This window comes from Streptomyces luteolifulvus, from assembly GCF_008806595.1.
GTDB classification, from domain to species: Bacteria; Actinomycetota; Actinomycetes; order Streptomycetales; family Streptomycetaceae; genus Streptomyces; species Streptomyces luteolifulvus.
Genome location: NZ_VZRB01000013.1, coordinates 58,903 through 84,445 on the forward strand (window position 1 = coordinate 58,903; position 25,543 = coordinate 84,445).

Sequence of the window (25,543 nt, forward strand, 5' to 3'; positions counted from 1 at the left end):
TGACCCGATGGCTGTGCCGGGGGTCGTACGGGCGCGTCGCGTGTCAGAAGTCGTTGTCATAGGGCCGCCGTGTGGTGAGCGTGGCGTTGCGGACGGCGGACTCGCGCTCGCCGCGGCGTCGTCGTGTCCGTTCCTTCGGCACGGGCCGACCGGAACCGCGTGTACCGCGTTCAGCCCGGGAACCTCGCGCTGACCGGGAGGCGGGGCGGTGGTCGGCGAAGCCGAGCGAGAGACCGTCGGCAAGTGCGGAGCGCTGGTTGCGTGGGATGACGATCCGCTGTCCGTCGGGCAGCCGAACCGTCAGACCGCCGTCGGCGGTGCGGCGTACGCGATGGCGACCCTGGGCCTCGTCCAGGAGGAGCCGCTGGTTGCCGCCGGCCGCCGCGCGCAGGGAGAAGCCGAACTCGGGGCCGGCGTGCGCCGGTGCCCGCAGCCGGCTGAGCTCGGTGTCGGCGCGATAGAGGATCAGCTGGATGTCCGAGGTGTCGCGGGCCCGCCGGCGGTCCTGCCAGCGCAGGGCCAGCAGCACCGCGAGCGCCAGCGTCAGCGCCGCCCCGGCGCCCACCGCGTTGGCGTACCGGTCGAGGAAGCCGGGCACCGGAACCACCCGGACCGTCACGAAGGCCTGGGTGACCACCTGGCCGGACGACTCGTCCCGGACCGTCAGTCTGCCCGGCACCGCGCCCAGCGCCGCGCCCGGGCCGAAGCGCATCCGCAGGGGTACGCGCACTGCCTGGCCCGGCGCGACGGTGATCCGCTGCGGGCCGATGGTGAGGGCGCTGGCAGCCGAGCCGCCCTGCAACGTCAGGCGCAACCGGTGCGCGGCGTCGTCGTCGTTGCGCAGTTCGATGCCGCCCTGGGCGGTGCTGCCCGGGTGTACCTCGCGGTCGTCGAAGACGATCGCGCCGGTCACCGGGGGCGAGATCGAGGCCAGTTCGGTCGAGTACGGGCGCTGGTCGCCGGCGATGCCTTCGCCGACCATCAGGCCGGTGAAGGAGAGCGACCCGGTGGCGGTGCGTGGCACGGTGATCCGTGCCGAGAACTCGCCGTCGTGGGCCCGGGGATCCGGGTCCTTTCCGCTGTCCTCCAGTCTCACCGTTCGTGCCGGGAAACCGGCGCCCGTGAGTTTGACCGACACCCTGATCCCGTTCAGCTGGCCGGGTTCCGTGAGGACGACGCCCTGACGGGTCTGCAGCGTGACGTGGGCCGTCACCTGCTGTCCGGCCGTCGGGACCGGTGGGTCGACGAGGATGTACGAGCGCAGCACGCCCTGCCAGATCGCAGTGGCCGTGATCCGCTGCGCCGACGCCCCGTCGAGCACCTGCACATGGACCCGCCAGGTCCCCGGATAGGGATTGCGGATCCGCAGCGCTTCAACCGGCCCGGACTGGCCGACCAGTTCGAACTCCGAGCCGTAGGCCTTGCCGTGCAGCGGCACCTTGCGCCCGCGCGGGTCGTAGTACGTCACGGCGACCCCGTCCGGGTTCTCCTTGACGACGTCGATGGTCCCGTCCGTGGCGACGGGCGGGATCGTCACCTTCAGGTCGGCGCTGGACGACACCGACTCCGCCCGGCTGTGCATCGTCCGGGCGCAGCGCGCGCCCGCGAAGGCGGTGAGGAGGATGTCGGCCACCTCCGAGGACCCGGCCGTGACGCGGGCCGTGGGACGAGCCGAGGGCAGGTCCGCGCAACGGCTCTGATAGCCGCCCGCCGCCAGCGCGGCCAGTTGCTCCTTGTCGATGTCCGAGCCGAAGCCGAGCGGCCAGATCTGCACCTTGTCCGAGCGGGCCTGCGCGACCCTCTTCGCAAGCGTCTTCCGCCCGTTGGCGTTGCGCGAGGCGGGATCGTCGCCGTAGGCGGGGCTGTCGCTGACGTCCAGACGTCCGTCGGTCAGCAGGAATATGATCTTCGGGGTGCTGTCGTCGCTGTCGGTGAGCAGCGACAGTCCCTGCGCCAGGGCGGCCGGAAAGTCGGTGCCGTTGCCCTCGGAGTCCGAGCGCCGGTGCAACCCCGACACGCACGAACTCAGCCGTTCCCGGCCCGCCGCGTCCACGCGGGTCGGCGGGCAGACCGTGTCCACCGGCGCCTGGCCCTGACGCGTCACGCTGCCGAAGCCGACCACAGCCACCCGGGACCGGTCGGAGACCTCACCGAGCGCCAGCACCGAGGCCGCCGCTCGCTCCGCGGCGACGTCCGCCGGCGAAAGGCTCCCGGACTCGTCCACGAGGACGACGAAGTCAATCGGTTCCGGACTCAGCGAATCCTGATCCTCGGCGTGGGCCGAGGTGGGAATGGCAGCGGGAAGCAGAGCCAATAAAAGGGCGCACACCACGGCGAATCTGTGGCCGAGACTGATGGGCCGAAATGAGCTGCGGCGTAACGATTCTCGCGAAGATGAACTCCGTCTTCCCGACGTACGGCGGGAGGCACCCGTCCGCATCGGACCACCCCCCTGGCACCCTGCGAGACCGTGTAGGTAGTTGTAGCACCGGGCGATGACGCCCCGTAAGGGTTTGACCCAATCAAGCAGAGCGCGAGCGTTGATCAATTAAAAGTGACGGAAGTTGACCGAGTGCTTTCGCATTGTTTCTTCGTTGGAGCTTGATTCGGAATTCCCTTTTCCGCATCTGCTCGAATTCGTACGTGTGTTTAGTCCCGGTGCTGGGTGGTCGGGCGGTGGGGATGTGGCGGGAGCGACGCCCGCTGAGAGCGCACCTCGCGTACCGACGACTTTCACACGAGCGCAACCGCACCCTTCCCTGACGTTTGGTGCTCCTGGAACACTCCTTTCGCGCGCATTCCGTCATGACCCGGCCCGTCGATCCCCCCTCAAGGCGAGAGGTCCCTCAACTCATGCCCGAAGTCAACCGGCGCCGCTTCCTTCAACTCGCAGGCGCCACCACGGCCTTCACGGCGCTGTCGAGCAGCATCCAGCGGGCCGCCGCACTGCCCGCGAACCACCGCACGGGGTCCATCGAGGACGTCGAGCACATCGTCGTTCTGATGCAGGAGAACCGGTCCTTCGACCACTACTTCGGTTCGCTGAGAGGCGTCCGCGGCTTCGGCGACCCGCGGCCGGTCACCCTGGCGAACGGCAAGTCCGTCTGGCACCAGTCGAACGGCACCAAGGACATCCTTCCGTTCCACCCGGACGCCGACGACCTGGGCATGCAGTTCCTGGAGGGCCTGCCGCACAGCTGGCCCGACGGACAGGCCGCCTACAACTCGGGCAAGTACGACAAGTGGGTCCCCGCCAAGGGCACCACGACCATGGCGTACCTGACCCGTGAGGACATCCCCTTCCACTACGCGCTCGCCGACACCTTCACCGTCTGCGACGCGTACCACTGCTCGTTCATCGGCTCCACCGACCCGAACCGCTACTACATGTGGACGGGGTACACGGGCAACGACGGCAAGGGCGGCGGCCCGGTCCTGGGCAACGACGAGCTCGGCTACGGCTGGACGACCTACCCTGAGCGGCTCGAAGCGGCCGGGATCTCCTGGAAGATCTACCAGGACATCGGTGACGGCCTGGACGCCGCCGGCTCCTGGGGCTGGATCCAGGACGCCTACCGCGGCAACTACGGCGACAACTCGCTCCTGTACTTCAACGCCTACCGCAACGCCAAGCCGGGCGATCCGCTCTACGACAAGGCCCGCACCGGCACCGACGTCAACAACGGCGACGGCTACTTCGACCGGCTGAGGGCCGATGTCCAGGCGGGGAAGCTGCCGCAGATCTCCTGGATCGCCGCTCCCGAGGCGTTCTCCGAGCACTCCAACTGGCCCTCGAACTACGGCGCCTGGTACATGGCGCAGGTCCTGGACGCGCTCACCGCCAACCCCGAGGTCTGGGCGAAGACCGCGCTGTTCATCACGTACGACGAGAACGACGGCTTCTTCGACCACATGGTCCCGCCGCTGCCGCCGAAGTCCGCCGACCAGGGCAAGTCGACCGTCGACGTCACCCTCGATCTGTACCCGGGGACCTCGAACCGTGTCGCCGGTCCCTACGGTCTCGGCCCGCGGGTGCCCACGCTGGTCGTCTCGCCCTGGAGCAAGGGCGGTTACGTCTGCTCCGAGACCCTCGACCACACCTCGATCATCCGGTTCATGGAGCGCCGCTTCGGGGTGCTGGAGCCGAACATCTCGCCGTGGCGGCGGGCTGTCTGCGGCGACCTCACCTCCGCCTTCGACTTCTCCCGCAAGGACAGCAGGCCGGCCGCGCTGCCGGACACCGACGAGTACGAGCCGGCGGACCGCGAACGGCACCCCGACTACCGTCCGACCGTGCCCGCCGACCCCAGCATGCCCCGGCAGGAGCGCGGGCTGCGTCCGGCCCGACCGCTCAAGTACGCGCCGTACACGGACGGTTCGGCGGACACCGCGGCCGGGAAGTTCACGCTCACCTTCGCCTCCGGCGCCAAAGCCGGCGCGGCGTTCCTGGTGACCTCCGGCAACCGCACCGACGGCCCCTGGTACTACACCACCGAGGCGGGCAAGACCCTCTCGGACACCTGGAACTCGGCGTACTCCGGCGGGTCGTACGACCTGACGGTGCACGGCCCCAACGGGTTCCTGCGCACCTTCAAGGGCCCGAACAAGGCCGCCGGACCTGAGGTCGGCGCGCGGCACTGCGGCGACGACATCGAGCTGACGTTCACCAACAAGGGCTCGGGCCCGGTCCGGTTGAGGGTCACGAGCGCCTACGGCGGCCGGCCCACGACCGTCACGGTGCGCCCCGGCGCCACCGCGCGGCGCACCGTCGACCTCGCGTCGAGCCGGCGCTGGTACGACCTGACGGTCACTTCCGACGCCGACCCGGCCTTTGTGCGGCGATTCGCCGGACATGTCGAGAACGGCCGTTCCGGTGTGAGCGATCCGGCCTTCATCACCGAGTAGAAGGCGGGGCAAAACCCTGATGAACGCGGTATCGCAGGGGCTGTTCAGGTGCCGGTGGGCTCGGGGGTAGTGTGCCCCGGTGACCACGCAATCGAACACACCTGCAGGCTGGTACCCCGATCCGCACGGGGCGCCCCAGACGCTCCGTTACTGGGACGGCGTGCAGTGGACCGAGAACACCAACAACCAGCAGCAGGGCGTGCCGCAGGTGCCGCAGCAGCAGACGGCCGCCCCGGACGCGCGCGTTCAGCGTCAGGTGCAGCAGCAGGCCGGCGTCGCTCCGAGCGGCGCCGGCGGCGGCACCCTGTTCACCGAGCCGGTTCTGGTGGTGAACCAGAAGGCCAAGCTGATCGAGCTGACCAACGAGTACAAGGTCATGGATCAGTCCGGCAACCAGATCGGCTCGGTCGTCCAGGTCGGGCAGAGCGCACTGCGCAAGGTGGTGCGCTTCCTCGCCAGCATCGACCAGTTCCTGACGCACAGGCTGGAGATCCGCGACGCCTACGGCCAGCCGCAGTTGCTGCTGACCCGGCCCGCAAAGTTCCTCAAGTCGCGGGTGATCGTGACCCGTCCGGACGGTCAGCCGGTCGGTGAGATCGTCCAGCAGAACATGATCGGCAAGATCAACTTCGCCATGAACGTGAACGGCCAGCAGGTCGGCGCCATCAAGGCGGAGAACTGGCGGGCGTGGAACTTCGCGATCGTCGACCACGCGGACAACGAGGTCGCCCGGATCACCAAGACCTGGGAAGGCCTCGCCAAGACGATGTTCACGACGGCGGACAACTACGTCCTCCAGATCCACTACCAGCTGCCCGAGCCGCTGCTCAGCCTCGTGGTGGCGACGGCGCTCACCGTCGACACGGCCCTCAAGCAGGACGCGCGAGGGTTCGGCTGAGCCCGCTCACAAGGGTGTGAGCTGCCCGGGCCCGGCGGGCTGGGGCAGCAGCGCCGGTCCGGCCGGGGCCGTTGCCGGTTCCAGTGCCAGTACGGCGGCCACGGGGTGCTCCTCGTGGCCGTCGTCGTTCCGGACGAGGCGTTCGGGTGGCACCCGGGACAGCAGCACCACGCCCCAGGACGCCAGCCCCGCGCCCGCCAGGGCGAGCAGCACGCCTGCCGCGCCGCCCTGCAGCCGCTCGCCCAGCAGCGAGAGCCCGATCACCGCGGCCGCCGTCGGATTGGCCAGCGTCACCACCGCGAGCGGCGCACCGAGACCGCCCCGGTAGGCCGTCTGCGACAGCAGCAGTCCGCCCGCCGCGAACACCGCGACCAGCAGCGCCACCCCGATCACCTGTGCGCTCAGCAGCGGGCCCGTCCGGTCCGTCGCGGCCACCGTCACGGTCTGGGTGAGCGCCGAGGCGACACCGGACGCGAAGCCGGACGCGGTCGCGTGGCGCAGGCCGGGCCGTGCGCCGGGCCGGGCCAGCAGGCCGATCAGCGTCGCCGTCACCCCCGTGACCGCGAGCGCCTGAGGGACACTCAGCACGGCGTCGGGGGCCGACCCGGAGGCCGTCACGAGGATCGCGGCAAGGCCCGCGAGGGTGTACACGGTGCCCCGCCACTCGGCCGCGCCGACCTTCCGACCCGCGATCCGCGCGCCGAGCGGCACCGCCGCGACCAGGGTGAGCGCGCCCAGCGGCTGGACCACGGTGAGCGGGCCGTACTTGAGGGCCACGACGTGCAGCAGCGCGGCGGAGGAGTTCAGACCGACCGACCCCCACCACGCGCCGCTGCCGAGCAGCCGCAGTGTGCCGGTGCCGGAGGTCCGGGAGGCCAGCCGCTCCTGGGCGACGGCGGCGGCCGCGTAGGCGACGGCAGAGAAGAGGGACAGCGCGACGGCGAGGAGGGTGGCGTTCATCGGCCCGCCCCCACGAGGGCACGGTCGTCCGCCGGTACGAGCCCCTCCTGGCCGCGTCCCGCCGTCGTGACCGTCCGGTGCGGCAGGTGGATCACCGTGAGCGCGGCCCCGAGCAGAGCCGTCGCAGCGATCGCGTCGAGCCAGTAGTGGTTCGCCGTCCCGACGATCACCAGCAGCGTCAGCAGCGGATGCAGCAGCCACAGCCACCGCCCGCGCGACCGGGTCGCCACGATCAGACCGACGGCCACCATCAGGGCCCAGCCGAAGTGCAGCGAGGGCATCGCTGCGAACTGGTTCGTCAGGTGGTCGCTCTGCGGCGGGCCGTACACGGAAGGACCGTACGTCCGCGCGGTGTCCACCAGACCGGTCGCCGCGAGCATGCGCGGCGGGGCCAGCGGGACCACGAGGTGCAGCACCAGGGCGGCGGTGGTCATCGCGGCGAGGATCCGGCGGGCCCGGACGTAGTGGGCCGGCCGTCGCAGATAGAGCCAGACGAGGAAGGCCGCGGTGGCCGGGAAGTGGACCGTCGCGTAGTAGGTGTTCGCGAGGTGCGCGAATGTGTCGCCGTGCAGCAGCAGCGACTGCACCGAGCCCTCGCCGGGAAGGTGGACGGCCCGTTCGAGGTCCCACACGCGGTGCGCGTTGCGAAAGGCCTCGTCGGTGTGGCCCGTGGCCAGTTGCCGGCCGGACTTGTAGACGAGGAAGAGCCCTGCGACCAGCAGGAGCTCACGGACGAGCGGCGGCCGCGCTATTGCGGCCGGCTGCGCCGGTTCAGGCTCGGTGCGGGCATTCATCCCCCGGCCCTTTCGCTGACGGTGGTGCGTGCGGGTGGTGCGGGCAGAGCTGGTGACTCGTCGCGCCGGTGAAATTCATCGACACGAGGGCGCTGCGGTACGGAGCTGTACCGGTACGGAGCTGTACCGGTACGGGGCTGTTCCGAAACGCTACTGTACCGATACGCCAGTGTACCGATACGGTCGGGTACCGGTACACTGGCGTATCGATTGATGGGACGCGTGTCGTCAGCCGTACGACACACTGGAGACCGAAGAGCGGACCTCCCGGCCGCCGGACAGCAGCGAGGAGCAGAGCCCATGACGTCGCAGGCCGCGGACGGACCGGAAACGGTCGCCGCCTCGCGCCGCTCCAAGATCACGCCGGAGCGTGAGCAGGAGTTCTTCGACGCCGTGCTCGACCAGATCCGCGAATGCGGATACGACTCGTTCACGATGGAGGGCATCGCCGCCAGCACCCGCTGCAGCAAGTCCACGCTCTACCGGCAGTGGCGGACGAAACCCCAGTTCGTCGCCGCGGCCCTGCGTGCCAGGCGGCGGACACCGTTCGCCGACATCGACACCGGCTCGCTCGCCGAGGACCTGCGCCGGGCCGCGCGGGCCGCGGGCGAGTGGTCGGGCAGGGACACCAAGCTGATCGAGGCGCTCGGGCACGCCGTCACCCAGGACCCGGAGCTCGCGCGGGCCCTGCGCGAGGCGCTCGTCGAACCGGAGGTCGCCGCGCTCAAGGAGGTCCTGCGCCGCGGGGTCGAGCGGGGAGAGGTCCCCGCCGGCCATCCCGCGCTGGAGTACGTCCCTGCGCAGATGTTCGGCATCCTGCGCGTACGCCCCGTCCTGGAGGGCGAGTACGCCGACTCGGACTACGTCCTGCGCTTCGTGGAGGCCGCCGTGCTGCCGGCGCTGGGCCTGACCTCCTCGGACCGGACAGGTCCTGCCTCCGGCTGAGACTCAGGCCGCCGTCCACGGGATGACTGGACGGTGACCTGTTCGCGCCGCACCGTGGGGACGGGGGCGGCGCACACCCCCCGGCCGGGCGGGGTTCCTCTGGAGCGGAGAGGAGCCCCGCCCGGCCGACCGGTGCGGGGGGCGGGTCAGACGTTCTGCCCGCTGCCGCCGCCCGTCGACACCTTGATCCCCTTGGTGATCTCATCGAGCACGGACTGCTTCTCCCCGACGTCGACGCCGAAGCGGACCACCACGATCTGCTTCGGGTTCTTGGGCGAGGGGAAGGCGAGCGACTGGACGTAGCCGTCGGCGCCCTTGCTGGTGACCGCCTTCCAGCGGACCAGGTAGCCCTTCTGCCCGGCCACGGTCACGGCCTTGGAGGCCAGTACGTCGTGCGAGGTGATCGAACCGTAGGTCTTGCCGCCGTAGGACTTCTCGGCGTTGACCGGGATGTCCGCCTTCGCGACCTGCTCGGCCGTGGCGCCCTTGGTGCCGAGTGCCAGTGCGGGCGCCGAGTACGCGCCGCCCTTCGTGCACCTCTGGGAGGTGTCGCCGGGGCAGTCGTAGGAGTCGTCGGACGTGACCCCTGCGCCTGCCGGGAACTCCTGGCCGTACCAGCCGTCCGGGATCGGGATGCTGATCCCGTCGACCGAGTCGGTCACCGAACCGCTCTCGATCCTCGGGGCCTCGGGCGGGCCGGGGGAGGGAGAGGTGTCGGGCGAACCGCTCGGTCCGCCCGGTCCGCCCGGTCCGCCGGGGCCCCCCGACCCGCCGCCGGGTCCGCCCTGACCGCCCGGCCCCTGCTGAGAGTCCGCGGCGCTGCGGCCGCCGCCGTCGTCCTTGGTCAGGGCGTACACGCCGATACCGATGCTGGCGAGCACCGTGACGGCCACGGCGACCGCTATCCCCGTGCGCAGACCGCGCCGTGAGCCGGCCGTCCGCGGGACGGGATACGCCGGATACGTCGGATATGCGTGGTATGCCGGGTGAGCCCCCGCGACCGGCTGCTGCGCCGGGGGACCCCATGCGGCGGCCGATCCCGCGGGGCGGGTCTGGTCCGTCCATGCCCTGCCGTCCCACCAGCGTTCGGTGGCGGGACCGTCACTTTTCTGCCCCGGGTCGGGGTACCACCCGGGAGGAGTCACCTGCGTCATGCCCCCACCGTATGAGGCCTCCGTGAAAGAGCGATGAGAGGGGAGGGGGTAATTCCGGGGCGGAACCGGTCTGGATCGGTCACTTCGGTACGAGTCGTACCGTTCGCTCGTTCTCTCACTCGTTTTTGACTGCTGGTCAGTTTCGCGACGGCTGGTCGCGGGCAGGGGTCGTCGACCGCCCGAACCGCCGGTCACCCATCACGGCAACAGGTACCTCGACCGGCCTCCACTTCGGCAATCGGACGGCTACGCTCAAGGTCTGTACGTCGTTCGGGCGACTTGGGGAGGTAGCGGGATGACGGAGGTACGGCCGACGGCGGCCGCCTCGACTGCTTCCCTGTGGGAGCGCGGCGAGGAAGTCGCCGCCGTGGAGCGAGCGGTCGACACCCTCTGCGCGGACCGCGCCTCCTCCGGCAGCGTGCTGGTGCTGCGGGGCGAGGCGGGCTTCGGCAAGACCGCCCTGCTGGCCGAGACGCGCCGCATCGCCGAACGGCGCGGCTGCACCGTGTGGTCGGCCCGCGGCGGCGAGACCCTCCGGTCGGTCCCCTTCAACGTGGTCCGGCAGCTGTTACAGCCGGCGCTCGTGTCCCTGATGCCCGAGGAGGCGCGCGAGTACCTCGGCGACTGGTACGACATCGCCGGTCCCGCCCTCGGCATCGCGGACCCCGGCGAGCGGCAGGCCGACCCGCAGGGCGTGTGCGACGGTCTGGTCGCCGCGGTGCGCCGGCTGGCCAAGCGCGACTGGCCGCTCGTGCTGCTGATCGACGACGCGCACTGGGCCGACCAGGAGACCCTGCAGTGGCTCGCCGCGTTCGCCGAACGCCTCGACGACCTGTCCGTCCTGGTCGTGGTCGCCCGCCGGAACGGCGACGTGTCCGGCGAGAGCGCCCGCCTGCTCGACACGGTCGCCGCCGCCTCGGGCCGGCCCGTCGCCACCCTGAGCGCCCTGACCCCGGACGCGACCGCAGGGCTCACCCGCGCCACGCTGGGCGCGCACGCCGACGCCCCGTTCTGCCGCGAGGTCTGGGCCGTCACCGGCGGCAACCCCTACGAGACGGTCGAACTCCTCGCCAAGGTGCGCGACAGCGAGCTGCAGCCGACCGAGTCCGCGGCCGCCGAACTGCGCGACCTGAACCGCTCCGCCCGCGGCGGCGGCCTCGTCGCCCGCCTGGAGGAACTCGGCATCGACGCCACCCGGTTCGCCTGGGCGGCCGCCATCCTCGGCACCGGCATCTCGGTCGGCCTGGTCGCCCGCCTGGCCACCATGCGCCGCGACGATGCCGTGCGCTGCGCCGAACTCCTGCGCACCGCCCGCATCCTCACCGAGCCCGACCCCGCCAACGGCCCGGCGGACGAGGGCGACCTGGAGTTCGTCCACCCGCTGATCGCCAGCGCCGTCTACGACTCCATCCCCGACGCCCTGCGCACGGCCATGCACGGCATCGCCGCCCAGGTCGTCACCGACTCCGGGCTCGGCGCCGCGGCCGCCTCCCGCCACCTTCTCCAGGTCCACCCGGACGACGACGAGGAACTGGTCGAGCAGTTGCGCGAGGCCGCCCGCGAGCACCTCGCCGTCGGCGCCCCCGACGCGGCCCGGCGCTGCCTCGAACGCGCCCTGCTGGAACCGCCCGATCCGGCGGTCCACGCACGCGTGCTCTACGAGCTCGGCTGCGCCACCCTGCTGACCGCGCCCGCCAAGACCATCGGCCATCTGCAGACCGCGCTCGCCATCACCGGCCTCGACGACGACGAGCGCGTGGACGCCGTCGTCCGGCTCTCCCAGGCCCTGCTCCACAACAACCAGCTGGAGGAGGCCGTCCGCGCGGTCGAGGCGGAGGCCGCCCGGCACGAACCCGGGCCCGCGAAGCTGCGACTGCAGGCCGTGCACTACATGTGGGAGGGCGTCCACGCCCAGGAATCCTCCTCACCCGGCCGCTCCGAGTCCCTCGCCGCACTCGCCCGCACCTGCACCGGCCGGGACAACTCCGAGCGCGCCCTGCTCATCCTGCGCGGCTTCGACGCCATGACCCACGGCGAGAACGCCGAGGAGGTCGCCGAACTGTGCGACCGCGCCCTCGTCAACGGCCGCCTGGCGCCCGGACTCGGCTGGACCGACACCGAATGGGGCATCGAGCTCCTGCTGATGCTGGCCACCGCGTACGCCTACACCGACCGGCTCGACCGCGCCGAGGCCCTGTACTCCGAAGGCCTGCGCACCTACGAGTCGGCCGGCTGGAGCGGCGGCCATCTCGCCCTGGCCCACGCCTACGTCGGACTCGCCCACCGCAGGCGCGGCCGGCTCAGGGAGGCGGAGACCTCGCTGCGCGAGTCGCTGCGGCTGGCCGAGCGCGTCGGCCGCGGTCTGCCCCTGTACTGGACGGCGACCTGCAACCTCGTCGACACGCTGCTCGCCCGGGGCCATGTCGAGGAGGCCTGGTCGATCGCCGGGCAGTACGGCTTCGCCCCGCCGTACCCCTCCACCATCGTGCTGCCCGACCCGAGGTCGGTGCGCGGCCGGCTGCTGCTCGCGGTGGGCCGCACCAAGGAGGGCATCAACGAACTGGAGGCCGCCGAGAAGGCGGCGGCCGCCCGCGGCCACCACAACCCGGTCCTCGTCCCCTGGGCCGTCGACCTCGCCCGCGCCCTGGCCACCGAGGACCCGACGCGGGCCGCCCAGCTCGCCACCGACGTCCGCCGGCACGCCGAACGCTTCGGCACCGACACCGCCGTCGGCGAGGCCCTGCGCTGCGCCGCGGCCCTGGAGACCGGGCAGCGCGCAGTGCGACTGGCCGCCCAGGCGGTCGCCTATCTGGAGGCCTCGCCCTGCCAGTACGAACACGCCGCGGCCCGAGTCGAGTACGGCATCGCCGCCCGCTCCACGGCAGAACTCAACCGGGGCCTGGCCCTGGCCCGTTCCTGCGGAGCGGACGGCCTGGTGGCCCGGGCGAGGGAGGTACTGGAGACGGGACGGGGACTGCGTTAACCCGACGGCCCCGACGGCCTGCCGGGCCCGGGCGGAAACGGCCCGCACACGTACGCACCGGTCTCGAACGGCCTGCCCCAGGGGACCGGGAACTCGCCGCGCCGGACGGCTGCCCGCGACTCGTCGTCGTTGCGGTACGGCAGGGGGATCATCGTCACCGGCAGCGACTCACCGGTGAGGCGTGACTTCGCGGCCACCGGACGCACCAGCAAACGGGAACCGGGACCGTGCTCCCTCCACGTGGCCAGCGTGGCCCATACGTCGCCGAACGGATGCCGGACGAGCACGAGCACGTCCTCGGGCCGGACTTCGGGTTCCCTGCCGTCCATGCCCTCAGGGTAGGCCGCGCATCACGGCTCCAGCAGCTGTTCGGTGACCGCCGCCAGCCGCTCGCGCACCTGAGGATCGTAGGTGTCCTCGTGTGCTCGTGCGGGACGTGTGCCGTCGAAGTAGCCGCCCGAGCCCAGGTCCTGGGTGGCCAGGGCCAGTACCCCCGGGGCGCCGTCCGCGACCGTGCTCCACGGGGTGATGCTGCTGTCGCGGACCATGGTGGTGTCCATGTACGTCGCAGGGTGCAGCACATTGACCGCGACGCCGGTGCCCCGCAGCTCCTCGGCGAGGGCGAAGGTGTGGGCGGCGAGCGCGAGCTTGCTGCGGCAGTACGCCGACACACCGCTGTAGCCGCGGGTGCACTCGGGGTCGTCGAAGTCGAGGGGCTCCTGCCCGGCCGAGCCCACGTTGACGATCCGCGCGGGGGGGTTGGCACGCAGCACCGGCAGCAGGGCCCTGGTGAGCGCGACCGGCGCCAAGTAGTTGACCGCGAGCCGCAGTTCGTGCCCGTCGGCACTCTGCTCACGCCCCGAGCCGCGCGGCCCGAAGCCCACACCCGCGTTGTTGACCAGCACGTCCAGCTCGGGGTGCGCCTCGGCCACCCGTGCGCCCAGCTCGCGCACCCGGGCGAGCGAGGCCAGATCGGCGACGAACCCTTCGGCCGCGCCCTCGGCGCGCAGCTCCTCGACGAGCTTGTCCGTACGCTCCGGGTCGCGGCCGTGCGCGAGGACGAGGTGACCGGAGCGGACCAGCTCGAAGGCGACGTACCGGCCGAGGCCGGAGGTGGCACCGGTGATCAGAATCGTGGACATGCCTCCACCGTAGGCAGGCAGCGCAGGCATGTCATGGGTGCCCCCGCGCCCCCGCTCAGGGCGACTTGACGAACACGACCCACACCTGGCCCTGGGCGAAGTTCATCGGCCTGCCGTTCGGGGTCGTGAACTCCGTACCGTCCGTGGCCTCCTCACGGGACCACTCGGCGTCGTAGGACCGCCCGTCGCGCAGCACCTTCGCCTTCCCCGAGCCGACCGTCTCCGTGTACGGGGTGTTGTTGCCGAGGAAGTCGTGGAACGAAGACCTGCGCACCTTCACGTACTGCACGACGACCGTCGCCGGTGCCACCCGCTTCCCGGTCGTGGTCACGGTGGGCGTCCCGTCCATCGACACCAGCCAGCGGTCCTGTCTCTCGGACCAGGCGAAGGTGAAGCGGGCCGCCGGGTAGCGGACGGTGCGCGAGGCCTCCAGCCTGCCGCCCGGGGGTGCGTCCCCGTAGCGGAAGCCGGTCGTCAGGGCGGCCCGGCCCGGCGGATCGGGTGTCAGCCGGTTCGGCCGCAGATAGAGGTTGTGCGGCGCGGCCTTGTCGCCGCCGCGGAAGTAGGCGTCGGACGTCTTGCCCGGCGGCTCCGGGCGCACGGGTGCCTGGTCGATCAGCGGCAGCAGTTTGTGCTGCGCCCCCGAGAAGGCGAGCATCGGCTCGTCGAACTGACGCAGCAGTTCCAGATCGGATTCGCGTGCGCTGCGCACCGGCCCGACGGTGTCCGGGAACCTGGTCGCGTACACCGCCATGAGACGGCTCAGCCCGCCCTCCACCTGCTCCGCGTACACGACGTCCGCCGAGTCCAGGCCCGTCTGGGGCCGGGCGGCGCGCACGTTGTCGATCTTCACGGCGAGTACGGAGCCGGTCGGGGTGGCGCTGGGGGAGGTGCTGGGGGTGGCGGGACCGGTCGCGGTGCTGCTCGGGACCGGCGTACGCAGCCGGCCGCGTCCGTCGTCGACCGGGCCGCGCCCTCCCGTGCAGCCCGCCGCGACGGACACCGCCGCCGTGGCGGCCAGCAGAGCCCATGTCGTCGCGGCGCGCGGTCGGCGCGTCTTCCGTCCCGTTCTCACCGTGGCACCACATCCCGTGTCTTCGATTGTGCGCTCATCAGTTCATTCGTGCCTCTACCCGTTCGGTTCCGATGGGGCTCGTCGACTACGCCGACCGGCCCACCGCTCACGGTTCGGCGCGGCGCGTCCGGGTACCCGGGCGCCACCGCAGGACCGGACACGCCGACCTGACGGAGGGAGAGCGCGCGATGAAGGCAGTGACCTGGCAGGGCAAGCGGGACGTACGGGTGGAGACCGTGCCCGATCCGAGGATCGAGGAGCCGACGGACGCCGTCATCCGCATCACCTCCACCGGACTGTGCGGCTCCGACCTGCACCTCTACGAGGTGCTCACCCCGTTCATGACACCCGGCGACATCCTCGGCCATGAACCCATGGGCATCGTCGAGGAGGTCGGCGCGGCCGTGCCGGACCTCGCGGCGGGCGACCGGGTCGTGGTGCCGTTCCAGATCGCCTGCGGCAACTGCTGGATGTGCATGACCGGCCTGCCGACCCAGTGCGAGACCACCCAGGTCACCAGCGAGGGCATGGGCGCCGCCCTGTTCGGCTACACCCGGCTGTACGGTGCGGTACCGGGCGCCCAGGCCGAATACCTGCGTGTCCCGCAGGCGCAGTTCGGTCCGATCAAGGTCCCCGAGGGCCCGCCCGACGACCGCTTCGTCTACCTCTCCGACGTGCTGCCCACCGCCTGGCAGGCGGTCGCCTACGCGGACATCCCCGAGGGCGGCAGCGTCGCCGTGCTCGGCCTCGGCCCGATCGGGGACATGGCCTGCCGCATCGCCAAGGTCCGTGGCGCCGGCCAGGTGTTCGGGGTGGACCTGGTGAGCGAGCGGCTGCGCCGGGCGCGGGCCCGGGGTGTGCAGACGTACGACCTGAGGGGCTTCGACAACGAGAAGGATCTCGTCCAGGCGATCCGCGACGAGACGGACGGCCGCGGTCCCGACGCGGTGATCGACGCCGTCGGCACCGAGGCACACGGCAGCGCGGCCGCCCGGCTGGCCCAGCAGGCCTCGGCGCTGCTTCCGCGCAAGCTCGGCGGCCCGTTCGCGGAACGCTTCAGCATCGACCGGCTCGCCGCCCTCCACACCGCCATCGAGCTGGTGCGCCGCGGCGGCACCCTCTCGCTCGTCGGCGTGTACGGCGGCACGGCCGATCCCTTGCCGATGCTCACGATGTTCGACAAACAGCTCCAGATCCGGATGGGCCAGGCCAACGTACGGCGCTGGAGCGACGAGATCATCCCCTACCTCAAGGACGAGGACCCGCTCGGCGTCGAGGAGTTCGCCACCCATCGGCTGCCGCTCGACGAGGCCCCGCGCGCCTACGAGATGTTCCAGCGCAAGCAGGACGGCGCGGTCAAGGTGCTGATGAGGCCCTGAGGCCCTGAGGCCCTGAAGGAGCCCTGAGGCCCTGAAGGAGCCCTGAGGCCCCCGGTCAGGCCGCGGGACCGCCCGGTCGGGCCGGTGGACCGAGGATCTCGGCCAGGTCGTAGCGGACCGGCTCCTCCAGTTGCGCGTAGGTGCAGCTCTCCGGGGTCCGGTCCGGGCGCCAGCGGCGGAACCGGGCCGTGTGCCGGAAGCGCACGCCGTTCTCCATGTGGTCGTACGCCACCTCGGCCACCCGCTCCGGCCGCAGCGGCACCCAGGACAGGTCCTTCTTGCCCGACCAGCGGCTGGGCGCACCGGGCAGCCGGGCGCTCTCGTGCGCCTCCTCCTCGGCCCACGCCGCCCAGGGATGCCCCGAGACGTCCTCCATGCGCAGCGGCTCCAGCTCCTCCACCAGCTCGGCGCGGCGCTTCATCGAGAAGGCCGCCGACACCCCGATGTGCTGGAGCCTGCCGTGCTCGTCGTGGAGGCCCAGCAGCAGCGAGCCCACGATCGGGCCGCTCTTGTGGAGGCGGTAGCCGGCCACCACGACATCCGCCGTGCGCTCGTGCTTGATCTTGAACATGGCGCGCTCGTCCTGGAGATAGCGCAGGCCGAGCGGCTTGGCGACGACTCCGTCCAGGCCCGCCCCCTCGTACTGCTCGAACCAGCGCTGTGCCACATCGATGTCCGTCGTCGCCGGCGCCAGATGCACCGGCGCCGTCACCCCGGCCAGCGCCCTGGCAAGCAGCGCCCTGCGGTCGCCGAGCGGGACGTCGAGCAGCGACTCGTCGGCCAGCGCCAGCAGGTCGAAGGCGACGAACGAGGCCGGCGTCTTCTCGGCCAGCATCCGCACCCGGGAGTCGGCGGGATGGATGCGCTCGGTGAGCGCGTCGAAGTCCAGTCGGCCCTCCCGTGCGATCACGATCTCCCCGTCCAGCACACAGCGCTTGGGCACCCGCTCCTTCAGCGCCACCACCAGCTCGGGGAAGTACCTGGTCAACGGCTTGCCCGTACGACTGCCCAGCTCCACGTCGGTGCCGTCCCGGAACACGATCGCCCGGAACCCGTCCCACTTCGCCTCGTAGTGCATGCCCGGCGGGATCTTCGCCACCGACTTGGCGAGCATGGGCTTCACGGGCGGCATCACCGGCAGGTCCATGCTCCAGATTCTGCCCGCATACCCCCCTTGCCGCCCGGTGTGCGGGGTGTGCGTGGTGGGCCTACCGTGGCTCGCATGGGCGAAGCGGTGGAACTGCAAGCGGGTGGCCGCAGCGTACGGCTGTCCAGCCCGGACAAGGTCTTCTTCCCGGAGCGCGGTTTCACCAAGCTGGACCTCGCCCGCTACTACCAGGCGGTCGCCCCCGGCATCCTGCGTGCCCTGCGCAACCGGCCCACCACCCTGGAGCGCTACCCGGACGGTGTGACCGGCGAGTCCTTCTTCCAGAAGCGGGCGCCCAAGAACATGCCCGACTGGATCCCGACCGCCCACATCACCTTCCCCAGCGGCCGCAGCGCGGACGAGATGTGCCCCACGGAGGAGGCCGCCGTCCTGTGGGCCGCCCAGTACGGCACCCTCACCTTCCACCCCTGGCCGGTGCGCCGCAACGACGTCGACAGCCCGGACGAACTCCGTATCGACCTCGATCCGCAGCCCGGCACCGACTATGACGACGCCGTGCGCGCCGCCCATGAACTGCGCTCCGTCCTCGACGAGTTCGGCGGACTGCGCGGCTGGCCCAAGACCTCCGGCGGCCGCGGCCTGCATGTCTTCGTGCCCATCGAACCCCGCTGGACCTTCACCCAGGTCCGGCGCGCGGCGATCGCCGTCGGCCGTGAGATGGAGCGGCGGATGCCGGAGCAGGTGACGATCAGGTGGTGGAAGGAGGAGCGGGGCGCCCGTATCTTCCTGGACTACAACCAGACGGCGCGGGACCGCACGATCGCCTCCGCCTATTCCGTAAGACCCCGCCCGCACGCCCCTGTCTCGGCACCCCTGCGCTGGGAGGAGGTGGGCGAGGCCCGCCCCCGCGACTTCGACCTGGCCACCATGCCCGCGCGGTTCGCCGAACTCGGCGACGTGCACGCCGACATGGACGAGCACGCCTTCTCCCTCGACGCCCTGCTCGACCTCGCCCGCCGCGACGAACACGACCACGGCCTCGGCGACCTGCCGTATCCGCCGGAGTACCCGAAGATGCCCGGCGAACCGAAACGCGTCCAGCCGAGCCGCGCGAAGAAGGACCCGCAGGGGTAGGCCCGCGTCAGCCCCGCAGCCGCCGGAACCGGGCCGTCGCCTCCGCCAGGTCCACGATCGGGCTGGGGTAGCCGGCCTCCCTGCGGACGGCGTCGGGCAGGTGCATGGCGTCGGTGGCGCGCAGTTCGGGGAGCCAGCGGTGGGCGTATGCGCCCCGGGGATCGAACCGGCGGGCCTGGACGAGGGGGTTGAGGACCCGGTTGGGGCGGGTGTCCGTGCCGGTGCCGGCCACCCACTGCCAGTTGAGCTGGTTGTTCGCGATGTCGCCGTCCACCAGCAGGTCCAGGAAGTGACGGGCGCCCACGCGCCAGTCCACGTACAGCGTCTTGGCGAGGAAACTCGCGGCCAGCATGCGGGCCCGGCCCGGCATCCAGCCCTCATGGCGGAGCTGTCGCATCGCCGCGTCCACGACCGGGTAGCCCGTGCGGCCCTCCTTCCACGCCCGGATCTGCTCGGCGTCGGCGCGCCAGCGGTCGTGGCGGGGGCGGTAGTCGTGGTGGGCCGCGTCCGGGCGGGCGGCCAGGACCTGGTGGTGGAAGTCCCGCCAGGCCAGTTGACGGACGAAGGCGTGTGCCCCGGGGCCGGCGTGCGCACGCACCCGGTGCAGCGCTTCGGCCGGGGACAGACAGCCGAAGTGCAGGTAGGGGGAGAGCCGGGACGTCGCGTCGGCGGTGAGGTCGTCGTGCTGCTCCTCGTACCGGTCCAGCGGGCCGGCCAGCCATGACCGCAGCCTGCGGCGGCCCTCGGTCTCCCCGCCGGCCGGCAGACCCGGTGAGACAGGACCCGGCGGGCAGGACAGCAGGGTCTTCACGTCCGGCAGGCCCGCCGAGCCCACCTCGGGCACGGGCACCGCGTCCGGGGCGGGCAGGACATCTCGTACGGAGAAGCCCTCCCACCGGCGGAAGTACGGCGTGAAGACCGCGAAGTGGTCCTTGCCCGCGGGGGTCAGCGTCCCAGGCGGTACGGCGGTCAGCGAAGCGTCGTGGACCCGGAGCAGGCGCCCGCCCTGCGCGAGCTCCGCCCGGAGCCGGTCCTCCCGCCGGGCCGCGTACCGGCTCACCCCGCCCGCGATGTGGACCACCGAGGCTCCGGTCTCCACCGCCACCCGGCAGGTCTCCTCGACCACGTCGCCGGCGCGCACCACCAGCCGGCCGCCGCGGGCCCGCAGGGCCGCGTCGAGGTCGGCCAGGCTGTCGGCGAGGAACGCCGCACGGTTCGGCACGACAAAGCCCGTACGACGGATACCGCTGTCCACGACGAACAGCGGCACCACGCGCTCCGCGTCCCTCAGGGCGGCCCGCAGGACAGGGTTGTCGTGCACCCGCAGGTCCGCGGTGAACAGAGCGACCGAGACGCCCACCTGCCGCTCCCCTCACCCCGTCCGGACCGGGTCGCTCCCGGCCGCGGAGGCGATGCTACGAGCCGTACCGCCGCAGGCCGCGGAACGAAACGGGGTGACCTCCTGCGAGAGCGCTCTCACCTGCGCCACCTGCCCACGGCTATTCTGATCCGCAACCGCACCGAGGAGTCCCCAAGTGACCGAGACAGTGCAGCGACCCACGCTGGAGGCCGTGGCCGCGCGGGCCGGTGTGTCGCGGGCGACCGTCTCCCGGGTGGTCAACGGCGGGGACGGGGTGCGCGAACCCCTCGTCGAGCGGGTGCGGCGAGCGGTGGAGGAGCTCGGGTACGTGCCCAACCAGGCGGCCCGCAGCCTGGTGACGAAACGGCACGACGCGATCGCCGTGGTTGTCGCCGAACCGGAGACCCGGGTCTTCGCCGACCCCTTCTTCGCGCTGCAACTGCGCGGCATCAGCAAGGAGCTGACCGCCCACGACAACCAGCTCGTCCTGCTGCTCACCGAGGGCCGCGACGACCACGCCCGGGTCGGCCGCTATCTCGCGGGCGGCCATGTCGACGGGGCGCTCGTCTTCTCGCTCCACCTCGACGACCCGCTGCCCGGGCTGATCCAGCGGGCCGGAGTGCCGACCGTGTTCGGCGGGCGGCCCGGCTGGAGCGACGGCACGAGCGGCGTGGTGTACGTCGACAGCGACAACCGCGGCGGCGCCCGCGAGGCGGTACGCCACCTCGTAGGCCTCGGCCGCACCCGCATCGCGCACATCACCGGCGCCCTCGACCAGACCTCCGCGGTGGACCGGCTCGACGGGTTCCGGGACGTCATGGCCGACGTGGACCCGCGGCTGATCGCCGAGGGCGACTTTACTCCGGCCGGCGGCGAGCGGGCGATGCGCGAACTCCTCGACCGCTGCCCCGGCCTGGACGCCGTGTTCGCCGCGAACGACCTGACCGCGGCGGGCGCCCTGCGTGTGCTGCGCGAACATGGCCGGCGCGTGCCCGAGGACGTGGCCGTGGTCGGGTTCGACGACATGCTCCCCGTCGCGGAACAGACCGACCCGCCCCTCACGACGGTCCGCCAGGACATCGAGGAGATGGGCCGGCTGATGGCCCGCCTGCTGCTGCGCGGCCTGGACCGCCTCCACCCCGATGAGGGCCACGACCCTGCGGTGGGCGCGCCGGCCAGCGTGGTCACGCCGACGACCCTGGTGCGCCGCGCCTCCGCATAGAAGACCCGGCCCCGGCCTACTCCTGCCGCGGCACGCTCTTGATCACCGCGAAGCGGGCGCCGTACGGGTCGGCGAGCTCGGCGATCCGGCCGACGTCCTGCATGTCCGTCGCCGGCATGCGGACCGTGCCGCCCCCCTCCTGCGCCGCGCCGACCGTCGCGTCCGTGTCCGCCACCTCGAAGTACGGCAGCCAGGCCCCCGCGTCCGCCTTGGTCGGATCCTCCTCCAGCGGGACGATGCCGCCGAACATGGCATCCAGCTCGGTGCCCGCCGGGTGCACGGTGGTGTACGTGCCCCCGGAGAACTCGACGCCGGAGGTCTCCCAGCCGAACACGGCGTTGTAGAACCCCGCGGACGCGGGGAGGTCCGGCGTGTACAGCTCCAGCCAGCACAGCGAGCCGTGCTCCTGCACGACGTCCAGGCCCTTGTTGGCCGCCGGCTGCCAGATGCCGAAGGACACGCCCGCCTGATCGGCGAGGATCGCCATACGGCCCTGGTCCAGCACGTCCATGGGCTGCATCAGCACGGCGCCCCGGTGCTGCTCGGCCGCCTTCGCCGTGGCGTCGGCGTCCGGGGTCTGGAAGTACACGGTCCAGGACGGCGGGCCCTGCTCCGGCGATGTCTGCATGCCGCCCGCGGCGGTCCTGCCGCCGAGCTGGAAGAAGCCGTAACCGCCGGTCTCGGGCCCGCCCCGCTGGAACTGCCAGCCGAACAGGCTGTGGTAGAACGACGCGGCGCCGTCGATGTCCGGTGTGCCGAGATCGAGCCAGTTCGGGGCGCCGGTGACATAACGGGTGGTGAGCATCTCTGCCGCCCTTCGAAGGTCCCGTTGCCTGCAATGCCGAGTCTTGCACCGCCCACTGACAAGTGCCGCCGGAAGCCGCCACAGGCTTCGGCACGCTTTTTCCGGCCTTCCGCGCGCCGCCGTGCGCACACGGGTCCCGCGGCGCCATCATCGGATCGGCCGGAGGTCATGAACGCGTCGTTGATCGCGCGTTGATCGAACGTTTTTCGCTGCCCGGCACGATCACGTCCATGCATTTCGACACGATCACCCCGGCCCACCCCGCATGGCAGGCGCAGGCGCTCTGCGCGCAGACGGGGGCCGACTTCTTCTTTCCCGAGCCGGGCAGCTCGGTGCGCGAGGCGAAGCGCATCTGCGGTATGTGCGAGATGCGCTCCGCCTGCCTCGAGTACGCGCTCAAGAACGACGAGCGGTTCGGCGTCTGGGGCGGCCTGTCGGAGAAGGAACGCCTGCAGCTCAGGCGCACGCGCTGACGACCCCGAGTTGGGGAGCGACGGGCGTGCCGGGTCAGCCGGCCGCCCGTGCCGCCACCCGCGCCTTGCGTGCCGCGAGGCGCTCGTCGAACTTCGCGGCCTCCGCGTCCAGGCCGCCCATGAACAGGCCGAGCTCCTCCTGGGCCTTCAGGCCCTCGGGGCCGAGCCCGTCGATCTCCATGATCTTCAGGAAGCGCAGCACGGGCTGGAGCACGTCGTCGTGGTGGATGCGCAGGTTGTAGACCTCGCCGATGGCCATCTGCGCGGCCGCGCGCTCGAAGCCGGGAATGCCGTGGCCGGGCATCCGGAAGTCGACGACGACGTCCCGTACCGCCTGCATGGTCAGGTCGGGGGCGATCTCGAAGGCCGCCTTGAGCAGGTTGCGGTAGAAGACCATGTGGAGGTTCTCGTCGGTCGCGATGCGGGACAGCATGCGGTCGCAGACCGGGTCGCCGGACTGGTGGCCGGTGTTGCGGTGCGAGATGCGGGTCGCGAGCTCCTGGAAGGCCACGTAGGCGACCGAGTGCAGCATCGAGTGCCGGTTGTCCGACTCGAAGCCCTCGCTCATGTGGGCCATGCGGAACTGCTCCAGCTTGTCCGGGTCCACCGCGCGCGAGGTGAGCAGGTAGTCGCGCATCACGATGCCGTGCCGGCCCTCCTCGGCGGTCCACCGGTGCACCCAGGTGCCCCAGGCGCCGTCACGGCCGAAGAGCGAGGCGATCTCGTGGTGGTAGCTGGGCAGGTTGTCCTCGGTGAGCAGGTTGACGACCAGGGCGATCCGGCCGATCTCGGTGACCTTGGACTGCTCCTTGTCCCAGGCCTCGCCGTCCTCGAAGACACCGGGGAAGTTGCGGCCGTCGCTCCACGGCACGTACTCGTGCGGCATCCAGTCCTTGGCGACCTTCAGATGCCGGTTGAGCTCCTTCTCGACGACTTCCTCCAGGGCGTGCAGCAGCCGGGCGTCGGTCCAGACGGAAAGGCTGCCGAGGTGCGGGGAGGCGATCGTCACGGGAACTCCAGGGGACGTAACACGAGAGGGAAGACCGACGGGCGGCGCCGGAACCTACGGAATCGTAGGCTACGAATCCGTAGGTTACGAGACCGTAGGTTAAGTGCGCTGTAAAGCCCGCTGATCAGGCAGGGTGCCCGGAGATACCGCTCGGCCCCAGGACCGCAGGTCCGGGGCTGAAAGAATGAGGCGGCCACCGGTCAGGCGTACAGCTCCCTGACACGCACCGAGAGACATGTCACACATCCCTCGAGCTTCTCGAACTCGCTGATGTCGACCATCACCGGCTCGTGGCCGAGGTCGGTGAACAGCTCGGCCGTCTGGGGAGCGCTCGCCGCCATCAGCAGCTTGCTGCCGCCGAGCAGGACCACATGGGAGCCCGACTCCTCGGGCACCGACAGGAAGCGCGGGAACAGCGACGGCCGGTCCACCTTCGGGATGTGCCCGATCACGGTGCCGTCGGGCAGCGCCGTGACCGCCGACTTCAGGTGCAGCACCTTGCTCACCGGCACGGCGACGACCCGTGCCCCCAGCGGCTCGAAGGCGGCCCGCAGCTGCTGGACCCCGGCCGCGTTGGTGCGTCCGCCGCGGCCGACGTAGATCGTGTCGCCGATCTTCAGCACATCGCCGCCGTCCAGCGTGCCCGGCTCCCAGATCCAGTTCACCGAGCAGCCGAGCCGGGCCACCGCCTCCTCGACGCCTGTCGTCTCCACGCGCCGGGACTCTGCGCCGGGCCGGGTGATCAGGGCGACGTTCTTGTACATGACCACGGTGTCCTCGACGAACACCGAGTCCGGGCAGTCGTCGGCGGAGTCCACCTCGACGGTCTCCCAGCCGTGGGTGCGCAGTGCCTCCGCGTACGCCTCCCACTGCTCGACCGCGAGCTCGACGTCGGCCTTCTCCCGCTCGATGTGCGTCACCAGACCTTCGGCCAGGCGGGGGCTGGGGCGGCGGATGAGGGCCTTCTTGCTGGGCACGACGGTCTCCGAATCGGCGGGATGGTCACGGCGCCCGTGAAAGGGCGCCGGTCAGCCATCATGCAGTGCCGGTGGGCGCGGGCAAAACCCCCCGTTGTCAGGCTGTGCTCCTGCTGAGACGGCTCCGCCCGCGCCTGCGCTCACCCGACCGCCTCCGGTGCGGTCTCCCGCAGCTCCCCGTCCAGCAGCAGCCACCGCGTGATCCCGATCGACTCCAGGAACGGCATGTCGTGGCTCGCCACGATCAGCGCCCCCTCGTACGACTCCAGCGCCGTCGTCAGCTGCCGCACGCTCGCCATGTCGAGGTTGTTCGTCGGCTCGTCCAGCATCAGCAGCTGCGGGGCCGGCTCGGCCAGCATCAGCGCGGCGAGGGCCGCTCGGAAGCGCTCGCCGCCCGACAGGGTCGCCGCCTTCTGGTCGGCTCGGGCACCCCGGAACAGGAAGCGGGCCAGCCGCGCCCGCACCCGGTTGTTGGTGGCGCCCGGTGCGAAGCGGGCCACGTTCTCGGCGACGCTGCGTTCGCCGTCGAGCACGTCGAGCCGCTGCGGAGGAAGCGCAAGCGCCGGTCACCGTGGGGACCTCCACGAACCCTCGGGCCTGCCCCGGTGAGGCTGCGGAGATCCGCAAGGCCGCCGCGTTGGAAGCGCGGCTCCGTGAGAACCAGGAAGACTGCGACAACGGTCTCAAGACGCGAGCGCAGTACTTCGACAGCAACGAACGCAACCTCGGGCGGCTGCGCGAGGTGGAGGCCCGGATTGCCGAGGCCGGTGGGGATGGCACGGGCGGCCCTTTCTCCGAGCTGGTGAGGCGCTCCGATCCGGCCGCGGTATGGGACCGGCTCGATCTCGGCGTGCGGCGGATGGTCCTCAGAGAGATCGCCGTGGTCACGGTCCTGCCCGGCCCGCGCGTGCGCCGGCCGGGTAGCGGATATTCCGACCCGACGTCCGTTCTCGTCGAGCCGAATCGCGCGGGCCAGTGAGCCGCTGTGTTTTCGACAGGATGTAGGGGGACCGCTCGGACGGTGAGAACGGGAGCCACGGTTTAGGCAACGAGATGGGGGACCACCCGGCCTGATGGTGTGTGACATGCTGCTTTCGGCGTAATGGATCCTGCTCGATGATGCACGACAGCTCGGCACCGGTCGCGGTGAAGGGCCGTAGCTGCCGGTGCTTTCGGGAGTCGCTCCGCGGTGCTGGTCGTGATCAATGTGCCCGCAGTCA

General features: G+C 71.5%; 21 protein-coding genes and 1 pseudogene. 9 read left to right on the forward strand and 13 right to left on the reverse strand.

Going from position 1 to position 25,543, the window contains the following annotated elements:
- Nucleotides 1-43 precede the first annotated feature (43 nt).
- Nucleotides 44-2,440, reverse strand: a complete 2,397-nt coding sequence (locus F7R91_RS20040; RefSeq protein ID WP_150950443.1) for a vWA domain-containing protein — start codon at nucleotides 2,438-2,440, stop codon at nucleotides 44-46.
- A 413-nt stretch (nucleotides 2,441-2,853) separates the two neighbouring features.
- Between F7R91_RS20040 and F7R91_RS20045 the strand changes: the two genes are divergently transcribed.
- Nucleotides 2,854-4,905, forward strand: coding sequence for a phosphocholine-specific phospholipase C (locus F7R91_RS20045; RefSeq protein ID WP_150950444.1), 2,052 nt, complete (start codon nucleotides 2,854-2,856; stop codon nucleotides 4,903-4,905).
- A 79-nt stretch (nucleotides 4,906-4,984) separates the two neighbouring features.
- The gene (locus F7R91_RS20050) at nucleotides 4,985-5,803 is read left to right on the forward strand and encodes a phospholipid scramblase-related protein (RefSeq protein WP_150950445.1); all 819 of its coding nucleotides are present in this window, start codon (nucleotides 4,985-4,987) and stop codon (nucleotides 5,801-5,803) included.
- Between the two features lie 6 nt (nucleotides 5,804-5,809).
- Here F7R91_RS20050 and F7R91_RS20055 read toward each other — a convergent pair whose 3' ends face one another.
- A complete protein-coding gene (locus F7R91_RS20055; RefSeq protein WP_150950446.1) occupies nucleotides 5,810-6,763 on the reverse strand; it encodes a DMT family protein in 954 nt (317 codons plus the stop codon).
- Nucleotides 6,760-7,557 carry a phosphatase PAP2 family protein gene (locus tag F7R91_RS20060; RefSeq protein ID WP_150950447.1) on the reverse strand — a complete coding sequence of 266 codons (798 nt, stop codon included), beginning with the start codon at nucleotides 7,555-7,557 and terminating at the stop codon, nucleotides 6,760-6,762. The genes F7R91_RS20055 and F7R91_RS20060 overlap by 4 nt, the downstream gene beginning before the upstream one ends.
- A 300-nt stretch (nucleotides 7,558-7,857) precedes the next feature.
- On the opposite strand from F7R91_RS20060, the gene F7R91_RS20065 reads away from it, so the two are divergent.
- Nucleotides 7,858-8,502, forward strand: a complete 645-nt coding sequence (locus F7R91_RS20065) for a TetR/AcrR family transcriptional regulator (protein WP_150950448.1) — start codon at nucleotides 7,858-7,860, stop codon at nucleotides 8,500-8,502.
- A 146-nt stretch (nucleotides 8,503-8,648) separates the two neighbouring features.
- Here F7R91_RS20065 and F7R91_RS20070 read toward each other — a convergent pair whose 3' ends face one another.
- The gene (locus tag F7R91_RS20070; protein ID WP_150950449.1) at nucleotides 8,649-9,656 is read right to left on the reverse strand and encodes a DUF2510 domain-containing protein; all 1,008 of its coding nucleotides are present in this window, start codon (nucleotides 9,654-9,656) and stop codon (nucleotides 8,649-8,651) included.
- 295 nt (nucleotides 9,657-9,951) lie between these two features.
- On the opposite strand from F7R91_RS20070, the gene F7R91_RS20075 reads away from it, so the two are divergent.
- A complete protein-coding gene (locus F7R91_RS20075) occupies nucleotides 9,952-12,639 on the forward strand; it encodes an ATP-binding protein (RefSeq protein ID WP_150950450.1) in 2,688 nt (895 codons plus the stop codon).
- Here the strand turns inward: F7R91_RS20075 and F7R91_RS20080 are convergent.
- Genes F7R91_RS20080 through F7R91_RS20090 form a run of 3 tightly spaced genes read right to left on the reverse strand, consistent with a single transcriptional unit; the run spans nucleotide 12,636 to nucleotide 14,856 of the window.
- Entirely contained in the window at nucleotides 12,636-12,968 is a 333-nt protein-coding gene (locus F7R91_RS20080) for a hypothetical protein (RefSeq protein ID WP_150950451.1), read from the reverse strand. The two genes, F7R91_RS20075 and F7R91_RS20080, sit on opposite strands and share 4 nt — an antisense overlap.
- Before the next feature lie 21 nt (nucleotides 12,969-12,989).
- Entirely contained in the window at nucleotides 12,990-13,781 is a 792-nt protein-coding gene (locus F7R91_RS20085) for an SDR family NAD(P)-dependent oxidoreductase (RefSeq protein WP_150950452.1), read from the reverse strand.
- A 55-nt stretch (nucleotides 13,782-13,836) separates the two neighbouring features.
- A complete protein-coding gene (locus tag F7R91_RS20090; RefSeq protein WP_150950453.1) occupies nucleotides 13,837-14,856 on the reverse strand; it encodes a DUF3048 domain-containing protein in 1,020 nt (339 codons plus the stop codon).
- Nucleotides 14,857-15,044: 188 nt separating this feature from the next.
- Between F7R91_RS20090 and F7R91_RS20095 the strand changes: the two genes are divergently transcribed.
- Complete coding sequence (locus F7R91_RS20095; protein WP_150950454.1) at nucleotides 15,045-16,235, forward strand: zinc-dependent alcohol dehydrogenase; 1,191 nt, start codon at nucleotides 15,045-15,047, stop codon at nucleotides 16,233-16,235.
- A 55-nt stretch (nucleotides 16,236-16,290) separates the two neighbouring features.
- Here the strand turns inward: F7R91_RS20095 and F7R91_RS20100 are convergent, their stop codons facing one another.
- Complete coding sequence (locus tag F7R91_RS20100; RefSeq protein ID WP_150950455.1) at nucleotides 16,291-17,382, reverse strand: ATP-dependent DNA ligase; 1,092 nt, start codon at nucleotides 17,380-17,382, stop codon at nucleotides 16,291-16,293.
- Nucleotides 17,383-17,457: 75 nt separating this feature from the next.
- On the opposite strand from F7R91_RS20100, the gene ligD reads away from it, so the two are divergent.
- Nucleotides 17,458-18,477 (forward strand): non-homologous end-joining DNA ligase, encoded by a 1,020-nt coding sequence (ligD, locus tag F7R91_RS20105; protein WP_150950456.1) that lies wholly within the window; start codon nucleotides 17,458-17,460, stop codon nucleotides 18,475-18,477.
- Between the two features lie 7 nt (nucleotides 18,478-18,484).
- On the opposite strand, the gene F7R91_RS20110 is transcribed toward ligD, so the two are convergent.
- Nucleotides 18,485-19,837, reverse strand: a complete 1,353-nt coding sequence (locus F7R91_RS20110; protein ID WP_150950457.1) for a cryptochrome/photolyase family protein — start codon at nucleotides 19,835-19,837, stop codon at nucleotides 18,485-18,487.
- Between the two features lie 175 nt (nucleotides 19,838-20,012).
- Between F7R91_RS20110 and F7R91_RS20115 the strand changes: the two genes are divergently transcribed.
- Entirely contained in the window at nucleotides 20,013-21,059 is a 1,047-nt protein-coding gene (locus F7R91_RS20115; protein WP_150950458.1) for a LacI family DNA-binding transcriptional regulator, read from the forward strand.
- 16 nt (nucleotides 21,060-21,075) lie between these two features.
- Here F7R91_RS20115 and F7R91_RS20120 read toward each other — a convergent pair whose 3' ends face one another.
- Nucleotides 21,076-21,864, reverse strand: coding sequence for a VOC family protein (locus tag F7R91_RS20120; RefSeq protein ID WP_150950459.1), 789 nt, complete (start codon nucleotides 21,862-21,864; stop codon nucleotides 21,076-21,078).
- A gap of 230 nt (nucleotides 21,865-22,094) precedes the next feature.
- Between F7R91_RS20120 and F7R91_RS20125 the strand changes: the two genes are divergently transcribed.
- Nucleotides 22,095-22,337 carry a WhiB family transcriptional regulator gene (locus F7R91_RS20125; RefSeq protein ID WP_191971568.1) on the forward strand — a complete coding sequence of 81 codons (243 nt, stop codon included), beginning with the start codon at nucleotides 22,095-22,097 and terminating at the stop codon, nucleotides 22,335-22,337.
- 34 nt (nucleotides 22,338-22,371) lie between these two features.
- On the opposite strand, the gene F7R91_RS20130 is transcribed toward F7R91_RS20125, so the two are convergent.
- The 3 genes and pseudogenes from F7R91_RS20130 to F7R91_RS20140 all read right to left on the reverse strand — a co-directional run.
- Entirely contained in the window at nucleotides 22,372-23,346 is a 975-nt protein-coding gene (locus tag F7R91_RS20130; RefSeq protein ID WP_150950460.1) for an acyl-ACP desaturase, read from the reverse strand.
- A 200-nt stretch (nucleotides 23,347-23,546) separates the two neighbouring features.
- A complete protein-coding gene (gene ddaH, locus F7R91_RS20135) occupies nucleotides 23,547-24,323 on the reverse strand; it encodes a dimethylargininase (RefSeq protein ID WP_150950461.1) in 777 nt (258 codons plus the stop codon).
- A gap of 140 nt (nucleotides 24,324-24,463) precedes the next feature.
- Nucleotides 24,464-24,871: pseudogene (locus F7R91_RS20140) on the reverse strand (ATP-binding cassette domain-containing protein); the annotation flags it as partial.
- Nucleotides 24,872-24,960: 89 nt separating this feature from the next.
- On the opposite strand from F7R91_RS20140, the gene F7R91_RS20145 reads away from it, so the two are divergent.
- Nucleotides 24,961-25,302 carry a hypothetical protein gene (locus F7R91_RS20145; RefSeq protein WP_150950462.1) on the forward strand — a complete coding sequence of 114 codons (342 nt, stop codon included), beginning with the start codon at nucleotides 24,961-24,963 and terminating at the stop codon, nucleotides 25,300-25,302.
- Nucleotides 25,303-25,543 lie beyond the last annotated feature (241 nt).

Excerpts from the sequence above, each read along its gene's own strand:
- F7R91_RS20040 (WP_150950443.1), bottom strand. The coding sequence starts at position 2,440 with ATGCGGACGGGTGCCTCCCGCCGTACGTCGGGAAGACGGAGTTCATCT.
- F7R91_RS20045 (WP_150950444.1), top strand. The coding sequence starts at position 2,854 with ATGCCCGAAGTCAACCGGCGCCGCTTCCTTCAACTCGCAGGCGCCACC.
- F7R91_RS20055 (WP_150950446.1), bottom strand. The coding sequence starts at position 6,763 with ATGAACGCCACCCTCCTCGCCGTCGCGCTGTCCCTCTTCTCTGCCGTC.
- F7R91_RS20060 (WP_150950447.1), bottom strand. The coding sequence starts at position 7,557 with ATGAATGCCCGCACCGAGCCTGAACCGGCGCAGCCGGCCGCAATAGCG.
- F7R91_RS20065 (WP_150950448.1), top strand. The coding sequence starts at position 7,858 with ATGACGTCGCAGGCCGCGGACGGACCGGAAACGGTCGCCGCCTCGCGC.
- F7R91_RS20070 (WP_150950449.1), bottom strand. The coding sequence starts at position 9,656 with ATGACGCAGGTGACTCCTCCCGGGTGGTACCCCGACCCGGGGCAGAAA.
- F7R91_RS20075 (WP_150950450.1), top strand. The coding sequence starts at position 9,952 with ATGACGGAGGTACGGCCGACGGCGGCCGCCTCGACTGCTTCCCTGTGG.
- F7R91_RS20080 (WP_150950451.1), bottom strand. The coding sequence starts at position 12,968 with ATGGACGGCAGGGAACCCGAAGTCCGGCCCGAGGACGTGCTCGTGCTC.
- F7R91_RS20085 (WP_150950452.1), bottom strand. The coding sequence starts at position 13,781 with ATGTCCACGATTCTGATCACCGGTGCCACCTCCGGCCTCGGCCGGTAC.
- F7R91_RS20095 (WP_150950454.1), top strand. The coding sequence starts at position 15,045 with ATGAAGGCAGTGACCTGGCAGGGCAAGCGGGACGTACGGGTGGAGACC.
- F7R91_RS20100 (WP_150950455.1), bottom strand. The coding sequence starts at position 17,382 with ATGGACCTGCCGGTGATGCCGCCCGTGAAGCCCATGCTCGCCAAGTCG.
- ligD (WP_150950456.1), top strand. The coding sequence starts at position 17,458 with ATGGGCGAAGCGGTGGAACTGCAAGCGGGTGGCCGCAGCGTACGGCTG.
- F7R91_RS20120 (WP_150950459.1), bottom strand. The coding sequence starts at position 21,864 with ATGCTCACCACCCGTTATGTCACCGGCGCCCCGAACTGGCTCGATCTC.
- F7R91_RS20125 (WP_191971568.1), top strand. The coding sequence starts at position 22,095 with ATGCATTTCGACACGATCACCCCGGCCCACCCCGCATGGCAGGCGCAG.